Consider the following 22,184-nt stretch of genomic DNA (forward strand, 5'->3'; position numbering starts at 1 on the left):
GCAGGATCCTTCTCACGCGCCACCCCGAACCCGCATCAGGTCGACCTCGACCGTGCTCATCCTCGCGTTCACCGGATGGCCGGTTATGTCGCTCACCCCGATGAAGACCACTCTGCGGGCGCCGGATCGGCACCGCAGATCGCTCCCGTCCACGACCTCGCACTCCTCCAAGGGCTCCAAACGGGCCCACGGGACCTCGGGTCGAGGGCCCGACCTGGTGGAGAAACGGAGCAGTGGTCGAATCACCCAGGGGTCCTCCCGCTGCGGAAGCCTGACCTCGACCCGAATCCGCCAGGCGCCCTCGTCGTCGACCTCTCCCGAGGCGCTCCGCACGGTGGGATATCCAGGGCTCTTCACCGGCTTGGGTGGATCGAGCTTGACCAGACCCTGCAACGCCTCCGGGACCTCTCGGTCGGCCGGGCCGCCGTCGGCCGGCCGAACGGTGTCTCTGACGGCGGCGAGAACCGCGCTGCGGAACTCCTTGAGGCGGCTTACCGCCCCTCGCGCGAACGTGGCGGTCAGGTCTTCGGTCGGCTTCCAGTCATTGTGTTCCGGAGGTTCCGCGGCCCGCAGGAACTCCTCTGCGAGTGTCGCGTCGAGCTTGGGCTCCCCGTCGGGATCGTTGATGCCGGTGGCGTGGCCGGCCAACAGAACCGCCTGGAACCGAGGGGCACCCAGCGGTAGGTCGCCCACCGCCCGGTCGGAGACGGTCATCAAGGTGCCGCGCATGCCCGCGACCCGATTGGGTCGCTCCTCGTCGTCTCCGGCCGGGGTGACGAGAAGCACGGCCGAGTGCTCGACCGGTTGAGTCTGTCCTGTGGTCTTCCGCGGCGGCACCAGCAGGGGCACTCGGGCGGCAACGACGTCGTCGGCAGAGGTGAGGGAATCGACGGTTTCCCCGTTCTTGTAGGCCCGCACGGCGCGGGACCGCGCCCGCTGATAACGATGAGGATCGACGCGCTCCTCCGGGACCACGATCTCCTTGTCGTTGCGCCGCGCCTCGACGGACGCCTCGAGAACGGGCTCCTTGCCACGACCGCTGACCATGGAGGCCCAGAAACCATCGGCGAGGGACTTGACCAATGCCGCGTGCATCTCCTGCAACGTGGTCGCCTCGCCTGAGGGGTCGTATGCCCCGACGATGAGGAAGCTGGTGCCGGGATCGGCGTTGGACCTGCTCAGGCGCAGCTCCTCGACCGTCCGTTCCCCGGCCCACCATGAGCGGGCCGCGCCGTTGCGTCGCGGATCGCGCTCGCCCAACCAGGCCGGGCCGGCGTAGCCCTTGTCGTCCCTCTTGTGCCAGGGAAGATCGATGCGGCCGATGACGCGTCGGTCTCGACGGCCCTCATAGGGGGCGGAAAGTGTGCTGTTCACGATGACCAGGCCGAATCTGCTGGTGGCCCAGAGCGTGGCCTTGCCCAGTCCGTAGGATCCACCCGCCTGGTCGCCCTTATGGCTGTCCATCTGCCTGCGGATGACCGCGGCGAACCGCCCGTCGTCGTATTCGGAGTCGGTGAGGCCGTTCGCGTTGTAGTCGTCGACTCGAAGCAACAACAGGCTGCCGCCCTCATGCAGTTCCCGCAGACCGTCGGCGAGCACCCGGCCGACCTTCTGCGCCGGGTCGGCGGCGGCCTTGATGTGGGGGGCGATGGTGTCCCACCGGATCGCCTCCTGAAAGCCGCGTAGCCGTTCACCGGTCAACTCATTCAGGATGAAGCGGACGCGTACAGCCCGGGTTTCGTCGAAACGTTCGTCGAGGGAGTTCTGGGTGGCCTCCCTGGCCAGCACGGCGAGGTTGGAGTCGAATGCGAAGGCGGCGGCGTTTCCGAGCTCTCGACCGCCGTCCTCGTGAGCCGGACGGAGGTGCCAGTCGATCGAACCCGCCGAGTCGGGGGTCTCCTCACGTGTCATGGACGAGCCCGACGCCAGCCCCAGGAGCTCGTCGATCGCCTGGATCTTGTCAATGCGGGGGGTTGCCCGACCGGTGATCCACGCCGACACCGCCGCCCGGGTGACGTCAAGTGCGGCCGCGAGCTCGGACTGGCTCATCCCCTTGCGGCGAAGCTGCCGGCCCAGCCACGGACCGAAGTCCTCCATCTGCGGGTGTGGGTCCTGCGTCATCGAGTCGCTCCCCTCAGTGCCGCTCATTTGACGACCAGCCTAGCCTGTCAAAGAGCGCTTAACATCCGCTTCGGGCATGCCCTACTATGGCGTGTGAGGGTTGTGATGATAGGTCGCGAATGGCGGGCCCCTTCTGGGGCCCTTGCGAACTGAAATGAACTGTGCTTCCCTCGATTGGCGCAACGGGCAGAAGTCGAATCCTCTGCTCTATGGATTGGTATTTGGATGAAAGTCAACTTTCGTCCTCGTATGACCTGATGGCCTTTTTGGGGCCGTGCGAAGCATGCGCAGGTTCGGCCTCCATGAGATCGAGGCGCGGGCCGGAGTGTGCCCCGAGTCCGCCTCGACTCATAGACACCGTGCCGCCGCGAGGAGATGACACCCCCCATGAGCAGCGTTGAGCCAACAGTCCTGGAAGTCGTCCTTGGCCAGTCGAAACGTGTCCTGGAGACCTACCGGATCGATCCCGGCCTCATCCAGGAGCATGCGAACGGTGAGCGTCGCATCAAGGAGGGGGGCTACGGCGACCGCCAGATCTACGAGCTGGTCCAGAACGGCGCCGACGAACTGCGGAACGATCCAGGCGGCGAGATCGCGGTTGTTTTGACGACCTCGCACCTTTACTGCGCGAACCAGGGTGCGCCGCTGACGCCCGAAGGCGCCGACACCATTCTTCGCATGGGAGTGTCCCGTAAACGTGGAGGGCAGATCGGGAGATTCGGGGTCGGCGTTAAATCGGTTTTGAGTGTTACCGATATGCCGGAGTTCTTCAGTCGGGACGACGACCGGAGCTTCGGCTTCGACCGCGACTGGGCCGCCGAGATGATCAGAGGGGTGCAGCCGGCCGTGGCCGAGACCCCGGTGCTGCGGATGGCCCGGCCGCTCGACCGCGACCGCGCCGTTGCCGCCGACCCGGTTCTCGCCGAACTGCTCAAGTGGGCGACGACCGTGGTCCGGCTTCCGCTGAAGCCGTCGGCGGTGAACCGCATGGCGAGGGACATCGCAGAGTTCCCCGCCGAGTTTGCGCTGTTCTCCCCGCACGTCGGGACCATCACTCTGGAGGACCGTCGGACCTCCAGGCCGGTCGTGCGGCAGATCTTCCACAGCGTGGCAGACGATCAACGGTTGCTGCAGATCGACGGCCCCAAGGGCGATTCGATACACCAGCAATGGCGGGTCTTCAGCCGCCGGCACGCCCCCTCGGCCGAAGCGTTGGAGGAGGCGGGAGAGCTTCACGACCGTCCGGAGGTCGACATCGCCTGGGCGGTTCCGGGCGGGAAAGGGCGCGTTCGAGGCAGGTTCTGGGCGTTCTTCCCCACCAACTACGAGTCGACGATTCGCGGCATCGTCAACGCGCCCTGGAAGACAAGTGAAGACCGGCAGAACCTCTACAACAACAATAAGTTCAACCACGAACTGATCCGAGTGATGGCCGAGCTGATAGTGGAGTCTGCTCCCTCGCTCTCGCTCGACTCCGACCCGTGTGTCCACCTGGACGCCTTACCTGCCCGAGGTCGCGAGGAGCCGCAGTGGGCCGCGACGGAGTTGGTCCACCACATTTGGGCCGCTGCGGCGAAACGGCCCATCCTCCCAGACCAGGCGGGAGAATTCGGACCTGTATCGGCGGTCCGGCTGCACCCCGACAAGATGAGGCCGGAGTGGCTTGCCCTCTGGGCCGGATACGAGGGCCGGCCTCAAGGCTGGTGCCATCACTCTGTTGACGCCGGCCAATACCGCCGAGACAAGGTCGGCTACATCCAGGACGTCGCGGGCGTGAGCCCGGCGGACGCGAAGGAGTGGCTGGAGGCGCTGGTCTCCGATGGGAGTCCGGAAGCGTCGGCCCGAGCCGTCAAGATCGCCGCCGCGATGCGACGGGAGAAGCACCCTCGCACCGAGGAGGCGATGAGGGCCCGCATCGTCCTGACCGAGTCCATGGGGTTCGTTGTCCCGTCCAACCGGGTGTTCCGCCGTTCATCGAGTGACGGTCTGGCCGACAACACGGTCTACGTTGACGAACGGGTCTACGCGGGCGATGCCACTCTTGTACAGGACCTTGAGGACCTAGGCGTCTACGAGGCCGACTACGAGGGTAGGTTCGCCTCCGTCGTCGAGCAGGGATTCCTCAGCTACGGGGATTCCGACTGGGCGGCCTTCTGGCGTCTTTCCCGCCTGGCGGGCCCCGCCGGCACGCTGGCCGCACTGCGCAACCACCAGGTGGAGACCGCGCGGGAACTGAAGGTCAAGACGATCGCCGGGCCCTTCAAGGCCATCCGCGAATGTCTGCTCCCCGGCAGGATCGTGCCGGCCGACGGCTCCAGAGACAACCGGGTGGCCATCGACATCGCCTTTCACGCGGAAGACCGAGCCATCTTCCGAGACCTGGGCGCCATCGACGGTCCACAGCCCACGGTGGATCCCCGCCAAGAGCCGTGGTTCGAGGACTACACCCGAGCGCTTTGGGAGCAGTACTGCGCCAAGCTCTCCCCGTCGGATCACCGCCCGATGCACAGCACGATGGCCTTCGACGGCAGCAAGCCCGCGGGCCCCCTGGGCTTTCTGACCGTGCTGTCGAGGGAGGGGCGCGCGGCATTCCTAGCGGAGATGCCGTCCAGTGGGCTCGTGACCTCGTGGACGATGCAGGTGGGGAAGAGTGTCGCGACTCGGAGGTCGGTGGTCTCGCCACTTCGTTGGATGGCGCGCAAACACGGCTATCTGGAGACCTCACGTGGTCTTCGCATTGTGGCGCGATGCGTGGGGCCGGAATTGATGTCCTACTCATCGCTGCTTCCGGTGGCGAAGGTGCCACTGGCGACGGGGACCGCACTGGGTCTTCCGCACCAGCTCGGCAAGGTGCCGTCCGCCATCTGGAGCGAACTGGTCGCGGAGGCGGCGGAGTCGACCGACGACGCCTTTCCGGGTCGGGTTTACGCCCTGGTCTTCGAGGCGAACGTTCCCTGGCCCAAAGACGGCCTGACCCGTTGCCGCGTCGGCTCTGAGTGGCATACCGACATCCCGGACGACGAGATCGTGGTGACCGCCGACGTAACGACCTACCAGGCCCTGGTGCGCGAGCAGGTCCCGGCGCTGCTGGCGCCCTCGCAGGAGGCCACGGATCTCTTCCGAGAACACTGGCACATGCTTGAGGCCTCGACTGCGATTCAGAAGGAACTCCGCTGGGTGGAGCAGGCGGAGCCGGTGATCCTGACGGAAGAGTTCCCCCATCTCAAGGTGGGCCACAGGACCCGGGTTGAGGGATGGACGGTCGTGCGCTGCGATGAACTCGAGGAGGTCATCCGTACCCCCAAGGGCATGAGGACTCAACCGATCTCCGTCGCCGTCCACAACGAGGAGCGCAAGGTGCTCGTCGTACGTCCGAAGGACGACCTGTCGCTGCTCGTGGAGGTCGACAAGGCCATGCGCCTTGGACTGGGCCCCTCCGGTTGCAGGGCGATCCTGGACCGCCGTGAGCAGCAGCGCAACAACGAGCGGATAAAGAAGGCCCGCGAGGCGAAGGAGGTGTCCGACAAACTGTTGCACCTGGTCGAGGTCGAGGCGCTGAAGAAGGGACTGCCTCAGGGCCTTCTCGAATACGACGAGGCCGAGAAGGGGAAGCCGGCGGACGACAAGCGTGTCGCCCAGCTCTTCAGCGACGCCCACGGATCCGACGTTCTACGCGTGCTTCGCAAGGACATCGAGGCCGTCCTACCGGAGGCCGCCGCCAGTTTCCGAGGTGACAACGCCTCCGTTCGGGTGGTGAACGACCTTGGTCTTCCCGACGACTACGCCGGCGCCCGCAGCGAAACGCTTCCTCCTGTTGTGCGGGTCGACGGTCCGACGGCCTTCCCGCGACTCCACGACTACCAGGAGCGCCTGGCTCAGAAGACGTTCGACCTCCTGACCCGATGGGATGCCCCTCGCGCGATGTTGTGCCTTCCGACCGGTGCCGGTAAGACGCGCGTTGCCGCGGAGGCCGTCATCCGGGTGGTCAAGGAGCGCGGTCTCGGCGGCCGTCCCATCCTGTGGATCGCGCAGAGTGAGGAACTGTGTGAGCAGGCGGTCCAGAGTTGGTCCTTCGTCTGGTCGAAGGTGGGACCGGAGAGCCGGCTCGTCGTCAACCGACTGTGGAACAACCGGGAGGCGGCCCCCAACCGGGAGACCGCGCACCTGGTCGTTGCGACCGACGCAAAACTCGAGGTGTGCCTGAGCAAGCCCGAGTACGCCTGGCTCCGCGATCCCGCGCTTGTGATCATCGATGAGGCCCACTTCTCGATCACCCCTCGATACACCGAGCTCCTCAAACTGCTGGGCATCACGCACCGCGAGGCCGCCCGGCCGCTGCTGGGGCTCACCGCCACGCCTTACCGGGGCTTCAATGAGGAGGAGTCCGCTCGTCTAGCCCAGCGGTACGGCAGGACCCGGCTCGACGAGGGCATCTTCACGTCCGACCCGTACGCCGAGTTGCAGGAACTCGGTGTGCTTGCCAAGGTGGAGCACCGCGAACTGCAGGGTGCGACGATCGAGCTCAGCGACGAGCAGCTGAAGAGCGTGGGCGGTGGCGGGCCCCGCTGGCTTCCCTCCTCGGTGGAGGCGTCACTCGGCCAGGACGCCGACCGCAACGGCATGCTGCTTCGTGAGATCCAGGCGCTGCCCGAGAACAGTCCGGTCCTGCTGTTCGCGGCGTCGGTCAACCACGCGAAGTTGATGGCCGGACTGCTCCGAGGCAGGGGGATCCGGGCGGCCGCGATCGACTCCGCCACCCCTGACGCGGAGCGTCGCGCGCGCATCGAGGAGTTCCGTACGCGCCGGCTCCGAGTCCTGACCAACTACGGGGTGTTGGCTCAGGGCTTCGACGCGCCCGCGACGGAGGTCGTGATCGTGGCGCGACCGACCTACAGCCCCAACGTCTATCAGCAGATGATCGGTCGAGGCCTGCGCGGTCCGTTGAACGGCGGTAAGGAGACCTGTTTGATCCTCGACGTGGCCGACAACATCGTCAACTTCGACAAGAAGCTCGCCTTCACCGAATTCGACTACCTGTGGAACCGGGAATGACCCTCGCACCACCTCCACTCACCGACGAACAGCTCGCCGTCGTCACCCAGCCGGCCGACGCCCTCACCCTCGTGACGGCCGGCGCGGGGGCGGGCAAGACGCACACCCTTGTCCGCCGGCTCGATCATCTGGTGTCCAAAGAGGAACTGACCGCTGGAGAGATCCTGGTGCTCACCTTCTCTCGGGCCGCGGCCCGAGAGCTGCGTGATCGACTCGCGCGACACGGCGACGAAGCCCGCTACCTGCGTGTCAAGACGTTTGACTCGTGGGCTCTAGACGTTCTCATGCGTGTCGACGCGACCGGAGACTGGTTGACCCGGTCCTTCGACGCCCGGATCGAGGGTGCCCGTCAGGCCGTCGAGGACGGACTGGCCGACGAGCTTTTTGAGGATCTGAGGCACGTGATCGTCGACGAGGTACAGGACCTCGTGGGGGCACGTAGGGATCTGGTCGAGACCCTGTTGGAGCGTTTCGACTGCGGCTTCACCGTCGTGGGGGATCCGGCGCAGTCGATCTACGGCTTCACCGTGAGCGATCCTCGCGAGCGTCTCGGTGAGACCAACCGCTTCTTCGTGTGGCTGCGGGTGACTTTCGGAGAGGACCTGGTCGAGCTGTCCCTGACGCAGAACTTCCGGGCCCGAAGCGACGAGGCCCGTACCGCCCTTGGGTTCGGCGCGACACTGCGGGACGCGGCCGAGCACGGCACCGGCCGACCGATGTACGGCGATCTTCGGGCCGCGCTGAAGTCAAGCCTGAATCTGGGCGATCTCGACCCGTTCGCCGCCGAGGCGCTTACGGGTCACGAGGGCACGACCGCGGTGTTGTGCCGCACGAACGGACAGGCCCTCGTCGTCTCGGAGTCGCTGCACGAGTTCGGGGTCTTCCACCAGCTTCGACGGTCCGCCCGCGACCGTGTGGTCCCCGCCTGGCTGACGAGACTGTTCTCCGGAGACGGGTGGACGCTCACCCGCGACGCCTTTGACGCACTGGAATTGCCCGACGCCGACGAGCGGTGGATGTTGCTGCGGCGCACCGGCTCCCCTCAAGGCTCGGATCGGCGTCTTGATCTGACCAGGGTCCGCGCGGCCATCGCGTCCGAACGGCTGCCGGACGAGCTCGTCGGGCAGGCGCCCGCACGCCTTGTGGTCTCCTCGTTCCATCGGGCCAAAGGACTTGAGTTCGACCGTGTGGTCGTGGTCGATCCCGGACCTCTTGAGACGACGCGCCAGCCCGTCGATCCCGAGGAGGAGGCCCGCCTTCTCTATGTGGCGATGACGCGCGCGAGAGACGACCTCTACTGGCTGAACGCGGTGGACACCCGTTTCATTCGGGTCGATCGGAACAGTGGACGGTGGGGACGGACCCACTTCCAGTACTGGTATCGCGGAGGGCTGGAGGTGCTCGGTGGTGACGTCCTGACCGACCAGCCGGCGGGGACGCGGCACTTTCAGGCCGATCCGGTGGAACTGCAGCGCCATCTGGTCGGCGGAGTGCCTCCGGGGGCCGAGGTGACCCTGGAGCGGATCGGCACGGATCCTGTCGGGCTGGAGGAAAGCCCCCCTTATCTGGTTGTTCACGAAGATCGTCCCATCGGAACGACATCCGAGGCATTCGGCCGCAGTCTCCATCTACATCTGAAGACCGCCAAGAACTGGGTCCCGCGTGCGTGGCCGAAGACGATCTCCAGCCTCCGGGTGGAGACGTTGGAGACGGTCGCTGGAAGTGAGGCCGCCGGGAGCGCGGCCGGGCTGGGTCCGCACGGAGTGTGGTTGGCGCCCCGCCTGGTGGGCCTGGGACGGTTCACCTGGGAGAAGGAGGAGTCGGATGACACAGCGAACTGACCACTATCGGTTCCGGAGCGAGTTGGTCGACCGGCTCCGCGGTGATCTGCTCGGGCCGGTCGGCGGAGACGAGGAGATTCTCAAGGACGCCCCCCTCGACGCGTACACCACCGGCATTCTGTTCCCGAGACTGACGGACACCGAGGTCGACGAGGAACGGGACGCCCAGGTCGACGAGGGCCAGGCGCCGGCGATCCTTACGGTTGACGAGCTGCCGGACACCGGGGTGTCGCTCGCGAACACCCAGACCCCCTCGTCGATGGGCCTGACCGTGGCCGTCGACACCCGGACGGCGAACACGCTCAGGATCCACGCCTCGGCGGCCGTTTACGACCCGATCGACGAGTACGGAAACCCGACGCCCGCCAAACGGGCCGCTCGGCGGACCACCGACGACGTCAAACTCCAGTGGCGCCGACGAGTGGTGGGTGCCGATCCTGTGGACGTCTCGGTGACGGATCCTGGGGAGCGTCGGGAGTATTTGGCCGACGGACTCCAGCTTCGCGTCACCGTGCGGCGTCCTCACCCCGAGACCGGTGCTGCGGCGGTGACGATCACCCTGGTCAACACACACAGCGTGGAGGCCTTCGATCTCAGGGACCCGGTCAGCTTCTTCCAGCCGGAGATCCTGGTTTCGGGAGTCGACGACGGACGAATTCTCGTGGAACGTCCGGTGCCCGTCGGCGCCGACGACGGGGAGGTCCGCACCAACGGCCTGCTCTACCGGCATGCACCGACCTTCGCGGTCGGTCACGGATGCGCCGTCGACTGGGACTGGGTGCCCCCGCCGCCACGTGCGGAGGAGCTGCTCAAGGGGGAGCCCGCGAGGGTGCGCACCGCCTGGACGACCTTCGTGCCCGAGAGGGAGATGCTGCTCACCGACTCCAATCCAGACATCGACGACTCCGATCTGGGCATGCTCTACCTCGCCGAGGCCACCGACCAGGACGTGCTCGCCGCCCTGCGCCGCCTCGCGGCCGGTTACCGGGCGTGGATCTCCGAACGCGCAGAGGAGGCGCTACTCCTCGCCGACACCCCGCACGCCGAGGCGGCGAAACTCCAGGTGGATCAGTGCGAGGAGGCCTGCAACCGGATCGTCGCGGGCATCGAGACCTTACGCGACGACCCCCTGTCGATGGCGGCCTTCCGCAGCGCCAACCGCGCGATGGCCCTACAACGAGGACACACCGTCTGGATCAAGTCCAGTCGAGCCGGGGAGGTGAAGGCCGGGGGTGTGTGGCGTCCGTTCCAGATCGCATTCATGCTTCTCTGCCTCAACGGCATCGTCGACGAACAGCATCCGGATCGCCGGACAGCCGACCTCCTGTGGTTCCCGACCGGTGGTGGCAAGACCGAGGCATACCTCGGGCTCATCGCCTTCACCGTCTTCCGCCGACGGATGCGGCGCGGCGACGACGGCTACGGGGTAACCGCCCTGATGCGATACACGCTTCGCCTACTCACTCTCCAGCAGTTCGAACGGGCGGCGACGCTCATCTGCGCCATGGAGACGATGCGCCGGGAACGTCCGGACTCATTCGGGCACGAGACGATCTCGATCGGCATGTGGGTGGGTAGGGCGGCGACGCCGAACAAGGTCCACGACGCCCAGATCGGCATCAAGAAGCTGCGGGACGGCGGGGAGCTTCAGACCGAGAACGCGGTCCAGCTACGGGGTTGCCCCTGGTGCGGCACACCCATGGACGCCTGGCACTACGAAGCCGACGCCTCGACGGGGCACATGCACATTCACTGTCCCAACGAGCAGTGCGACTTCCACCACGGACTTCCCGTACACGTCGTCGACGAGGTGATCTACCGGGTCCGACCGACCCTCCTCATCGCGACCGTCGACAAGTTCGCCCAGATCGCCTGGCGCGCCGAGGTCGCGTCCCTGTTCAACCGCGACCTCCCTAAGACACCGCCTCCGGAATTGATCGTGCAAGACGAGCTGCATCTGATCTCGGGCGCTCTCGGAACCCTGACCGGTCTCTACGAAACGGCCATCGACGCCGCCGCCGACGAGCCCAAGGTGATCGCGTCCACCGCGACCATCCGTCGTGCCCGCGACCAGGGGCGCCGGCTGTTCGATCGGGAGGTCCGGCAGTTTCCCCCCGCCGGGTTGGACGCCCGGGATTCCTGGTTCGCGGTGGAGACACCTGCGGAGTCGAAGTCATCTCGTCTCTATGTCGGTCTGCTCAGCCCGGGAACCAGTCAGGCGAGTCTGTTGGTGCGCGCGTACGCGGCGCTGCTCCACCACGCGTCGAGGATCGAGGCGGACGAGTCGGTCCGTGACGCCTACTGGACGCTGATCGGGTACTTCAACAGCCTTCGTTTGCTCGCGGCCGCCGAGCTGCAGGTTCTCGACGACGTTCAGGACCGTCTCAAACTGCTCGCCGGTGAGGGGCAGCCCGCGCGTGAGGTCGAGGGGCTCGCAGAGCTGACGAGCCGGGTGAAGTCCAGCGACATCCCGAAGCGGCTCAAGGATCTGGAGATCGGTAGGCCCAGCGACGACGTTTTCGACACTGTGCTTGCCACGAACATGATCTCGGTGGGTGTGGACGTCGACCGCCTCGGGCTCATGGCGATCATGGGCCAGCCTCAGACGACGGCTGAGTACATTCAGGCCAGCAGCCGAGTGGGTCGACGGGATCCGGGCCTTGTCGTCATGCTCTACAACGCGAGCCGCTCCCGCGACCGGTCTCATTACGAGAGGTTCGTGTCCTATCACTCCGCGCTCTACCGGCAGGTCGAGTCAACGAGCGTCACCCCGTTCTCCTCACGGGCACGTGACCGGGCCCTGCACGCCGTGTTCGTCGGTCTCGGCCGGCTTGTGTTCCCGGAGATGCGGCCGAACAGCGCTGCGGGAAACGCTCGCCGCTTCGGCGAACGGTTCGAGGAGTTGAAGGACATCATCCTTGCCCGGGTCCGTGCCGTGGATCCGGAGGAGGCGGCCGGTACGGAGGCCGATCTCGACGACATCATCGCCAAATGGCGAAAGATGGCGGACAACAACCCCGACCTGGTCTACGAGGCGAAGGCGAACTTCAAGCGGAGCGAACCGAGGGCCGACGACACGGCCCTGCTCTGCACTTATGCCGATGAGGACCTCCGCGATGCGATACCCACTTTGTGGAGTATGCGCGACGTCGACGTCGAATCCGATCTCTACCAGGAGCGCTGAGATGGTCCTACGGAACAGGCGCACGGGAACCGCCGGTCGAGAGCCTCGTGAGGCGAAGAGGAGCCCGATCGGGGCGGTCCGTCGAGCTCAGATGATCACGACCTACGGTGTTGGCGCGATGATCGCCATTGACGACCGGTCCTACGTCGTCAGCGGTCTGGACACGTGGAAGGACAACTCGAAGTGGGGTTCGGTGAACGAGCCCCGACTGCAGCACTGGCTAGGGGTCACCCACTTTCAGCTGCCACCCGCCGACGAGCCGTCGTCCGGGGACGGAGTCCGAGCCCGGATGTTCCCGGACATGTACTCGTGCGCCAAGTGCGAACGCCTCCAGCCGTTTCGGAGGTTCGGTTCGCCCACCGGCAAAAGCGTCTGTGCGGCATGTGACAAGCCCATCGCGCCCTCGAGGTTCGTCATAGCCTGCGAAATGGGACATTTGGCAGACTTTCCGTACTTCGCCTGGGTGCACAAGAAGACCGCTCCGGAGGCCTTCGGGACCGAGCACGTCCTGCGTCTCAAGAGCACCGGCCGGACGGCGTCGCTCCGTTCGGTGGTGATCTCGTGCTCGTGCGGCAAGGAGGCCTCGCTCCAGGGGTCGTTTGGCCGCAACGCCCTGTCGGATCTGGGGATCGCCTGTAACGGGGGGCGTCCGTGGCTGGGCTTCGGCACCGAACAAGGCGGGTGTCCGGCGACGCCGCGCACACTCCAGCGAGGTTCGTCGGCCGCATGGTTCCCGATCAGCCGCTCCGCGCTCTCCATCCCTCCGTGGTCGGACTCGCTCCACGTACGGCTGAACGAGAACGGGTACTACGCCCAGTGGAAGACGGCTCTGGATCTCGGAACCCCTGAGGCCGTCCTGCTGGAAATGATCAAGAAGAGCGGCATCCTCAGAGAGAGCCGCTACACCGCCGAGGACGTCCTTGACGCGGTCAACGAGCGGCGGGCGCTGGAGGCCAGCGCCCGCCCCGACTCGGACGCCGACGCGGGATTCGAGCCGGCCAACAGACTACGACGGGAAGAATACGAGAAGCTTTTCGAGGGCACGGCCACCGCCGACCGAGGCGACAACTTCGAGTGCGTGCCACCCCGGCGGAGCGCGGAGTCCCTCATGCCCGCCGAATTTCAGCAGGTCATGCTGGTGAAGCGGCTACGTGAGGTGCGCGCGCTTCAGTCGTTCACCCGCGTGGAGATGCCCGATCCGGCCAGTGGCCTGAGCGATCGCATGGCGGCCCTGTCCACCGGCGAGGTCGACTGGCTGCCCGCCATCGAGGTCAGCGGGGAGGGAGTGTTCATCACCCTCAACGAAAAGCTGCTCCAGAATTGGGAGCGGCGGCCCGGCCCCGTCCGCCGAGCCGCTCTCATCAGGGAGCACCACGAGAGTGTTCTCGCCAACCGGTTTCCAAAGCGGCCGACGGAGGAACTGCGCTCGCCGGTGACCCCCCGTTACGTGTTGCTCCACACATTGGCGCACGTGCTGATCAACGAATGGAGCCTGGACTGCGGCTACCCCGCCTCGGCCCTGCGAGAGCGTCTGTACGCGGCCGACGACATGGCGGGAATCTTGATCTACACGGCCACCAGCGATTCGGCCGGCAGCCTCGGCGGAGTGGTCGCCAAGGGCGAATACGCGCCGTTGCGTGACTCCCTCGTCTCGGCGGTCGAACGCGCATCGTGGTGCTCGCAGGATCCGCCGTGCATGGAATCGGAGGCGAGCGGCGTCGACAGTCTGAACCTGGCGGCCTGCTACGCATGCGTCCTGCTCCCGGAAACCAGCTGTGAGACGAACAACGTCTTCCTTGACCGCGCGATGCTCGTCGGCCATCCCGACGATCCCGACACGGCCTTCTTCCGATTCGATCGCTGACACCCGACCAGGAGGTGGCGCCCGTGCCGAAACTCGGCATCCACCAGGACTTCCTCAGGGACTTCACCCGTTTGGAACGCTCGGTGCAGTCGAAGGTGGTCGACACGATCACGAGATTCGGACACACCGCCGTCGCCGGGGCTCATCTGGAGAAAATCAACGCCCGTGACCCCCGGCTGAAGAGCATCCGGATCGACCTGAAGTACCGCGGCATTGTCCTCGCGCCTGAAACCGGCGAGGAGTACACGCTGCTGCGGGTGGACACCCACGACGAGGCCTACGAGTGGGCGAGGAACCGGCGGCTCTCGGTGAACGTGGCGACAGGCCACATCGAGATTCGTGACGACAAGATCATTGAGGCGACCGTTGCCACTCTCAGCGGCGCCGGTCCGCGCTCGTCGCTCTTCGGCCACGTCTCGGACGCCGACCTCAAACGGCTCGGGATCGACGACCAGATATTGGGATTCGCCCGGATCGTGATGGACGTCGCCGTCCTCGAGTCGTTGTCGGAGACCCTGCCCCGGGTGCAGTACGACGTGTTGATCGGACTTGCCTCCGGGCTGTCCGTGGAGGAGGTATGGGACGAGGTCGTCGGACAGGTAACCGGCGTTGATTCGTTCGATCCCGACGATCTGTCGGCGGCGGTGCGTCGGTCCACCGATCGGATCGCCCTCGTCGACGGTCCAGACGAACTCATGGACCTCCTCGACCGCCCCTTCGCGCGCTGGCGCGTCTACCTGCATCCCTTGCAGCGCGAGATCGCATTTCGTTCGTACAGTGGATCGGCACAGGTCGTCGGGGGGCCCGGAACGGGAAAGACCGTGGTCGCGCTGCACCGCGCCCGATATCTGGCCGCGCGTGGCGGCCGTGTGCTGCTGACGACCTTCACCTCCACGCTCGCCCGATCTCTGGAGGATTCGTTACGTCTTCTGGAACCTGACGACGACGTGCGGGCCCGAATCCACGTCCGCACTGTCGACCAGGTGGCCCGAAGGGTCGTCGAGGGGCGGGTCGGCCGGATCGTCCTCCTGCCCAGAGACGAGGAGACCGACCTCTGGCAACGCATTGCCCGACGCCGGAACTCGGCGTGGCCCGACAGGTTTCTGGCCGAGGAATGGCGCCAAGTCGTGCTGGCGCAGAACCTGACCTCAGCCGATGAGTATCTCGCGGCCCGCCGCTCCGGCCGCGGGCGCAGCCTGGGCTCCGTCCAGCGGGCCCAGATCTGGCGGGCGATCAGCGAGTTCCAGGACGAGATGGTGCGCAGGGGACGGCACACACACGAGACGGTGTGCGTCAAGGCGGCGGAACTGCTCTGCGCCGAGACCGACAAGCCCTATGACCACGTCGTCGTTGACGAGGCGCAGGATCTGCATCCTGTACGGTGGCGGGTTCTCCGAGGCGCTGTGGCAGAGGGCCCGGACGATCTGTTCATCGCGGGAGACACTCATCAGCGCATTTACGAGGGCTCGGTCTCCCTGTCCTCTCTCGGGATACGGGTGGCGGGTCGGTCCAGCCGGTTGACGGTCAACTACCGGACAACGGCGGAGATCCTTAAGTGGAGCTGCGCGATGCTCTCGGGCGAGTCCGTCGACGGCCTGTCCGGCGAGGAGGCGACGCTGACCGGCTGCCGCTCCGAGATGCACGGTCAGGAGCCGGACGTGTTCGGCGCACCGACCCGGGAATCCGAACTGGCGGAGCTGGTGAACAAGGTCGAGGAATGGCTCGACCTCGGGGTGTCCCCAGGAGCGATCGGCGTCGCGGCACGTTCCGGTACGTACGCGAGGCAGGCCGCCGAGGCGTTGACCGCCGCTGGCGTGGCCGCGGAGCAGGTCACCAGAGATCAACCGGCTGACGGGGAGTGTGTGCAGACGATGACCATGCACCGGATGAAGGGCTTGGAGTTTCGCTGCGTCGCCGTGGTCGGGGTGGGTGCGGATTCCCTGCCGCTCTCCAGCGCCGTTACGCCACTGGAGGACGACGCAGCGACGCACCGGAACGATCTGCGGCGAGAGCGCTGCCTGCTTTTCGTCGCCACCACGCGGGCGCGTGAACGATTGGCGGTTTCCTGGCACGGTGGCCCCAGTGTGTTCCTGAAGTGACCGGCGCTACCGAGGCCAGTCGTGCACCAAGTCCTGGACGAGGTCGTCGGAGACGGACATCGGCCGGAGCGGAATCATCGCCGCCCCACCCGTGGGGCGGAACAGAGCCCGACCCGCCATGAGCGTCTCGGCGCCGTCCTCGTCCAAGACACAGCGACTGCGTTCAACCGACGAGACGGGGAGGCAGAGGCGTCCGGGAAAGTAGGCGGAGACCGACGACGTGAGGACCTTCGCGGACGGACGGGTGGTTCTGACCACCAGATGAACCCCTACTGCCCGGCTAACTTGCGCGATCTTCGCGATCCGAGATCCGATCTCACCACCGGATGCGCTCATGGGCTCGGCGAACTCGTCGATCACTGTCAGCACGTCAGGATATGGGAGTTCGTCGCTCAGGGAATTCTTCCCTGACCACGAAATCTGCCCGGTCACAGCCCGTTCATTGAAGTCGTCGATGGTACGGCACTTGGTCGCCCTCAGCTCGGCGAAACGCCGCCCCACCTCTTCGACGACCCATGGCAGTACATCGTTGTCGCGCATCGGCAGGACGTGGGGCGCCTCGGCGAAATCCGCCAGCCGACCGGCTCGAGAATCGACGAAGGCGAGTCGCAGCCGCGACGGTCTGGTGTACAGAAGGGCGCCGGTCACGATGCCTCGAACGGGGTCGGTCCTTGGATCCCCATGGGATCCCCCAATGAGCAAGTGGGTCGAGCGGGTCAGGTCGAGGAAGACCGGCACTCCGCCGTCGTCGACCCCTAGCGGAAGCCGTCGGTCGCCCGACTCGTCCAGGGCGTCGTGAAGGCCCAGGATGTCGATGAACTTGGACTCGACGGGGGAGGCCGGCGGCGGCTCGGTTTCCTGTTGCCAAGTATTGGAATCGGTCGTGGTCGGCCGTCTTTCCTCGGCGCGGACGCCGCGGCGGAAGTTCCTGAGCCGCTCGGCGACCTGCTCGGCGGTCTGTGGGCGATCCCCAGGATCCTTGGCCATCAGGTGCAGGATCAATTCCTCGACGGCGAGAGGTATGTCGGGCCGGATCTCACTCGGACGCTCGGGGGTCGCGTTCAGGTGCTGGGCCATCAGGAAAGCCGCGTCGCCGAGGAACGGACGCTGGCCGGTGACCATCTCGTAGAGCACGCAGCCGAGGGAGTAGAGATCCGAGCGTGCGTCGACGCGACCCGAAAACTGTTCGGGCGCCATGTAGTAGGCGGTCCCGACCCCACGGGTCACCACGAGGCCCGATCTTTCGATGATTCGCGCGATTCCGAAGTCACACAGCTTAGGAACGCCGAAGCCGTCCCGGAGGAGAACGATGTTGCCGGGCTTGACGTCACGATGCACGACGTTGTGCCGGTGCGCCGCGTCCAGGGCGTCGGCCACCCGTTCGGTGATCAGAACGGCCTCTTCGATGGGCAGACCGCCGCGCCGGTTCAACAGCACCCGGGCCAGGTCATCGCCGTCGAGATACTCCATGACGAGGAACATCCTGCCCTCGTGCTCGCCGGCGTCGAACAGAACGACAATGCGGTCGTGCCGCACTCGGGCGGCGATGCGAACCTCGGCGTTGAATCTCGTCATCATCGCCGGGTCGTCCGAACCGCCTCCAAAGAGGATTTTGATGGCGACCTGACGATCCAGCTTGCCGTCGACAGCCCGCCATACCTCTCCCATGCCCCCGATGCCGAGCTTCTCCTCCAGCCGATATCTGTCGGCAAGTACCGTGCCACTTTGCACGCCGGCCTCCGTCTCGCGGAACCCTTTATTGCGCGATCGTTTCGCGTCCCGATCATATCGAGTTGGGCGTCCCGTACCTGCTCGTCGGAATATGAGCTGGTATTCGAAATCTCGTTTGAATGGCGCTGTTCGCGACCTTCCACTTTTATGGGGTCGGGAATTCCGGTTGTGGAGAGGACTTCATCGTGCGGCGGTTGGCGAGTGTGGAACTGTGTGCCGGCGTGGGCGGCCTGGCCTTGGGGTTGGAACGAGCGGGTTTCGACCCGCTGCTCCTGGTGGACAACGATCCCCACTCGTGCGCGACGTTGCGGACCAACCGACCGGCATGGCGGGTGGTGCAGGCCGACCTTAGGGCCTTCGACGTGACCGAACACCCGGAGGTCGTCGGCGTTGACCTCATGGCGTCTGGGATTCCGGCCGCGCCGTTCGCCGCCGCCGGCAGGCAGTACGGCACGGCCGACGACCGAGACCTCCTCGGCACGGTGGTGGCGCTGACTGAACGAATGACCCCCCGCGCGATCCTCATCGAGACCACGCCGAATCTGTTCACCAGCGTCAAATTCGCTGAAACCCAAAAGTGGCTGGCAGTGGAATTCGAACGTATGGGCTACAGGTGGGATCACGCTATTCTGGACGCGCGTGACTTCGGCGTTCCCCAGAATCGACGCAGCGCGTTTGTCGTGGCGTTCAGGCAGGATGTGTCGGCGGTCTTTGCCTGGCCGGTGGGAGAGGGCGAGGCCCTCACCGTGGGGCAGGTGTTGCGCGAGTCCATGGGCGGTCGGGGGTGGGCCTGGGTCGACGAGTGGGCGGTCAAGGCCGACCGACCCGCTCCCACGATCGTCGGAGGCTCGCGTAAGCACGGGGGACCCGACCTCGGGCCGACCCGCACCAAGAAGGCCTGGCTGGAGCTCGGGGTGAACGCGAGCAGTCTGGGCAATGAGGTGCCCGGGCCCGACGACACATTGGGAGACTCGCGACAGGAGATGCCCAAGTTGACCGTCGGCCAGGTCAAGCTGCTGCAGGGCCTTCCCGAGGAATGGGCTGTGAGTGGAGGAAAGACGGCCTCATATCGCCAGGTCGCGCAGGCCGTGCCTCCGCCGGTGGCGACAGCCGTGGGAGAACAACTGGCTATGGCCCTGGCGGTGCAAGCGGATGTCTGAGAAGCCGAACCCGTAGTCAATAGATCATCTATTGTGGTGGTTTCGATGGACGGGGAGGGTGCACATGATGGCATATCGCCTATCTCCTGCCGTCCGGCGTCAGCATGTGGATGGTGGCGGATGACGCGCGGCCCGTCGCGACGGATCAACGTGGTGGACCTGTTCGCCGGCTGTGGCGGTTTCACCCAGGGCTTCCACGAGTTCGTCCCCGACGGCTGCGTTACGTCCCCCTATCGAACAGTCGGCGCGGTCGAGTTCAACCTCGCCGCAGCCTCCACCTTCGCGGCCAACTTCGCCGCGTCAATGGGCGATGCGGGGATCGTCTATCCCGGCGACATCGTGGGCTGGACTCCCGACATGGTGTCGGTCGACGTCGACGTGATTCTCGGTGGACCTCCCTGCCAGGGATTCTCCGGTCTGGGCAAAGGTGATCCGAACGACCCTCGCAACAGATTGTGGCGCGAATACGTTCGAGTGGTCAGGGCCCTTCGACCGGGCCTGTTCATCGTGGAGAACGTGGATCGCTTTCTTCGATCCGTAGAGTACGAGCTACTGCTCGAATCCACTGCCCCCGGTGGCGACCTGAGCGAATACGTCATCGAGACGACGATCCTCAACGCGGCCGACTACGGCGTTCCACAGACGCGGCGTCGGGTGATCGTGATCGCCACTCACCGAGACCTTGTCGTCGCCCACCCCGAGGGGCGCCGACTGGGCCACCCTGCTCCCACTCATCGCTACGAGGCCGCCGGCGACGGCACCGCCGATCTCAGACTCTTCGAGGTGATGGACGAATGGGTGCCCGCCGGCTCCGTCTTCACCCGCACACCGGCGAAGACGGAGAGCACGCAGCTACCCGAAGGACGCAAAATCGATCTTCTGGGTACGACGGTGTCCGGCACGTTCCGCACCACCGAACTGCACGTTGGCCGCGCCCCGACCGAGCTCTCATTGGCTCGTTACGCGGCCATTCCTCCCGGTGGCAACCGACATGACCTTCCCCCTGATCTCTCGACGGAGAGTTGGATGACCCACAACACGGGGTCGGGGGACGTTATGGGACGACTTCGCTGGAACCAGCCGTCCGTGACGATACGCACGGAGTTTTTCAAACCGGAGAAGGGAAGATACCTCCACCCTGTGGAGGATCGCCCCATCACCCACCTGGAGGCGGCTCTGCTTCAGGGGTTTCCTGAGGACTTCCTCTGGTGTGGCTCCAAGGTGGACATCGCGCGACAGATCGGAAACGCCGTACCTGTGGGAATGGCGAAGGCGATCGCTGCGGAGACATACAAGTACCTGCTGGCCTGCAGGGTCGTCTGAGGTTCGAGCAACTGCCTCGTCTTCGTGGGGTTGGGTTTTTAGACGCCCTCGGGCTCGCCCCCGTCCCGCAGCATCCTCTGGTGCGCGGAGTCCCAGTCGTAGTCTTCGAACTCCCGGCCGCGAGGAATGCGGGCGAAGGTCTCCTTGAGAAACTTCCACATCGCCAGACGCTCCATCGAGATCGGCAGCGGGCCGTCGGTGTACAGCTTCAGGTTGCCGTCGAGCCAGATCCCGCCCGTGGCTCCCAGGCAGAGGATGCGGTCGCACCGGCAGTCGTCGAGCGGGCACGCCCCCTCCATGAGGGCGTCGGCGAGATAATCCCGGGGGACCGCGAACTCGTTGTACCCGAACCGGACCGTCACGAAGAGCGGGCTAAGGGTGTCGTATTTGAACTCGCCGGTGATGTGCCTTCCCGCGTGGTCAAGGTACGCGGTCATTTCGTGAACGATATTTCTTTCCATTGCGAAACCTCCTGAGGGAATGACGGGTACGACGCTTGGCGAGGCCTCTGGAATGTCTGCAGTGCATAAGGGTAAATCCTATTCTAGTCCGATTGCCTGTTGTGAGGTTTGCCTTTCCGATGCGTTGAGCCGAAAATGTGCATGACAAAGAGGCGTGTTGCCTCTGCGTGATGGGAGAGCGAGACCGGGGCGAACCCGCAGGTCGGGCTCCGGCTCGTGTAGCAGATAAGACGATAGCCACACGTATGCGCGATTAGCAAGCCTTCTCGGCTATTTGTAAGTTCGGGCGGGCGGGAGGGGTACAGGGCTTGGCTGGACGGAGTGAATGCTTGCCGAGTCAATATGTGTGCGAAAAGATACTCCGACTCAAGTGGGCTGAGCGGCGGTCGTCGACCGAGGCCTCGGCGGCCACCTCTTGACAGTCGTCGCGGCTCACCCCGCGATCTGACTGTCTCGTGTGGCTCAGAGTATGGAGACATACGGACTCATCGGGAGTCATGCTGTTCACTCTGATTTGACAACGCTTACAAGTGTCAAACCTGCAGGTTGTGAGGGGTGATCGCATAGCGACTGCGACCCGTGTGAGTGTGTTTGCGAAGCCGTGGTGCCTCTCTGTGTAGGGAAAGGCGGGCCTGTCCTCATGAGGGTTGGTGAGGTCGTACGCCCTGTCGCTCACTGACTTGGTCTCCTCGATCGTCGATCTCGGTGGGGGTAGATATTTCTGAATCAGCGGCTCGATGTTTCCTTGCCGCCTTCGGTCGACGATTATTTCGTGATTTGAATTGGGCTGGCCCTGCTTCCAAATTTCTGGCGGTTTGAATATGAGAATGTTTTGTCGTGTGGGATATATTCCGTTGGACTGACCCTCTGCCGTGTGCTGGCGATCGGAAGTGGAGGTGCTTCGGGTGGCCTCGGGCTGGTGCTCTGCTCGTGGTCGATGCCGAGAGATTTGTATGGAAGGCGATCTGGGCTACGTTTGTGGTGTGTTGAATGCTGTTGATCCGCATGAGTTGCGGCCGAATGGGGGAGTGTTGTGTGGATGGGGACTTCTATTCACCTCAAAAAACTTCGTAAAAACGAGACCAATAAATGACTCTGCAGTGAGCCTTTTTCGTCCTCTGTGGCGGGTGGGCTGGTCACAGCATGATCGCGATGCCGAAGTTTGCCCCATGACGTAGCGAAGCCCCTGGTAGACGGGTTGATCACCACAATCCATCCGCACCACCAGGAGCTTCGGATGCTGTTCTATCGCGCCGCGGTCGATTTGTCGCGTTCAACGCTGAACTACGTGGCCCAGCCTCGATCTTTCGTGATCTCCGTGTGGTCGGTTGAGCGGTCCGGCTGAGGG

General features: G+C 65.3%; 10 protein-coding genes. 7 read left to right on the forward strand and 3 right to left on the reverse strand.

Going from position 1 to position 22,184, the window contains the following annotated elements; all coding sequences use genetic code 11:
• Positions 1–12: 12 nt before the first annotated feature.
• Positions 13–2,148 (reverse strand): helix-turn-helix domain-containing protein, encoded by a 2,136-nt coding sequence (locus AW273_RS30745; protein WP_369409267.1) that lies wholly within the window; start codon positions 2,146–2,148, stop codon positions 13–15.
• A 360-nt stretch (positions 2,149–2,508) separates the two neighbouring features.
• Between AW273_RS30745 and AW273_RS30750 the strand changes: the two genes are divergently transcribed.
• Genes AW273_RS30750 through AW273_RS30770 form a run of 5 tightly spaced genes read left to right on the forward strand, consistent with a single transcriptional unit; the run spans position 2,509 to position 16,161 of the window.
• Positions 2,509–7,173, forward strand: a complete 4,665-nt coding sequence (locus AW273_RS30750) for a DEAD/DEAH box helicase (RefSeq protein ID WP_062355841.1) — start codon at positions 2,509–2,511, stop codon at positions 7,171–7,173.
• A complete protein-coding gene (locus AW273_RS30755) occupies positions 7,170–9,014 on the forward strand; it encodes an ATP-dependent helicase (RefSeq protein ID WP_062355844.1) in 1,845 nt (614 codons plus the stop codon). Before AW273_RS30750 ends, AW273_RS30755 begins: the two co-directional genes overlap by 4 nt.
• Positions 8,998–12,198, forward strand: coding sequence for a helicase-related protein (locus AW273_RS30760; protein WP_062355847.1), 3,201 nt, complete (start codon positions 8,998–9,000; stop codon positions 12,196–12,198). Before AW273_RS30755 ends, AW273_RS30760 begins: the two co-directional genes overlap by 17 nt.
• A gap of 1 nt (position 12,199) precedes the next feature.
• Positions 12,200–14,062 (forward strand): DUF1998 domain-containing protein, encoded by a 1,863-nt coding sequence (gene drmB / locus AW273_RS30765; protein ID WP_062355850.1) that lies wholly within the window; start codon positions 12,200–12,202, stop codon positions 14,060–14,062.
• 23 nt (positions 14,063–14,085) lie between these two features.
• Positions 14,086–16,161, forward strand: a complete 2,076-nt coding sequence (locus AW273_RS30770; protein ID WP_062355853.1) for a UvrD-helicase domain-containing protein — start codon at positions 14,086–14,088, stop codon at positions 16,159–16,161.
• Between the two features lie 6 nt (positions 16,162–16,167).
• On the opposite strand, the gene AW273_RS30775 is transcribed toward AW273_RS30770, so the two are convergent.
• On the reverse strand, positions 16,168–17,892 hold the full coding sequence (locus AW273_RS30775; RefSeq protein WP_062355856.1) for a protein kinase domain-containing protein: 1,725 nt from the start codon (positions 17,890–17,892) through the stop codon (positions 16,168–16,170).
• A gap of 119 nt (positions 17,893–18,011) precedes the next feature.
• Here AW273_RS30775 and AW273_RS30780 point away from each other — a divergent pair, with 119 nt between their 5' ends.
• Both AW273_RS30780 and AW273_RS30785 read left to right on the forward strand, forming a co-directional pair.
• Positions 18,012–19,052, forward strand: coding sequence for a DNA cytosine methyltransferase (locus tag AW273_RS30780; protein WP_232327678.1), 1,041 nt, complete (start codon positions 18,012–18,014; stop codon positions 19,050–19,052).
• Positions 19,053–19,172: 120 nt separating this feature from the next.
• Entirely contained in the window at positions 19,173–20,375 is a 1,203-nt protein-coding gene (locus AW273_RS30785) for a DNA cytosine methyltransferase (RefSeq protein ID WP_062355860.1), read from the forward strand.
• A gap of 38 nt (positions 20,376–20,413) precedes the next feature.
• Here AW273_RS30785 and AW273_RS30790 read toward each other — a convergent pair whose 3' ends face one another.
• The gene (locus AW273_RS30790) at positions 20,414–20,812 is read right to left on the reverse strand and encodes a hypothetical protein (protein ID WP_062355871.1); all 399 of its coding nucleotides are present in this window, start codon (positions 20,810–20,812) and stop codon (positions 20,414–20,416) included.
• Positions 20,813–22,184 lie beyond the last annotated feature (1,372 nt).

Source organism: Herbidospora yilanensis (assembly GCF_001570565.1).
Classification (GTDB): domain Bacteria; phylum Actinomycetota; class Actinomycetes; order Streptosporangiales; family Streptosporangiaceae; genus Herbidospora; species Herbidospora yilanensis.

Bases quoted from the DNA above. Each gene is read 5' to 3' on its own strand.
- AW273_RS30745 (WP_369409267.1), bottom strand. From the start codon at position 2,148: ATGAGCGGCACTGAGGGGAGCGACTCGATGACGCAGGACCCACACCCG.
- AW273_RS30750 (WP_062355841.1), top strand. From the start codon at position 2,509: ATGAGCAGCGTTGAGCCAACAGTCCTGGAAGTCGTCCTTGGCCAGTCG.
- AW273_RS30755 (WP_062355844.1), top strand. From the start codon at position 7,170: ATGACCCTCGCACCACCTCCACTCACCGACGAACAGCTCGCCGTCGTC.
- AW273_RS30760 (WP_062355847.1), top strand. From the start codon at position 8,998: ATGACACAGCGAACTGACCACTATCGGTTCCGGAGCGAGTTGGTCGAC.
- drmB (WP_062355850.1), top strand. From the start codon at position 12,200: ATGGTCCTACGGAACAGGCGCACGGGAACCGCCGGTCGAGAGCCTCGT.
- AW273_RS30780 (WP_232327678.1), top strand. From the start codon at position 18,012: ATGGCGCTGTTCGCGACCTTCCACTTTTATGGGGTCGGGAATTCCGGT.
- AW273_RS30785 (WP_062355860.1), top strand. From the start codon at position 19,173: ATGACGCGCGGCCCGTCGCGACGGATCAACGTGGTGGACCTGTTCGCC.
- AW273_RS30790 (WP_062355871.1), bottom strand. From the start codon at position 20,812: ATGACCGCGTACCTTGACCACGCGGGAAGGCACATCACCGGCGAGTTC.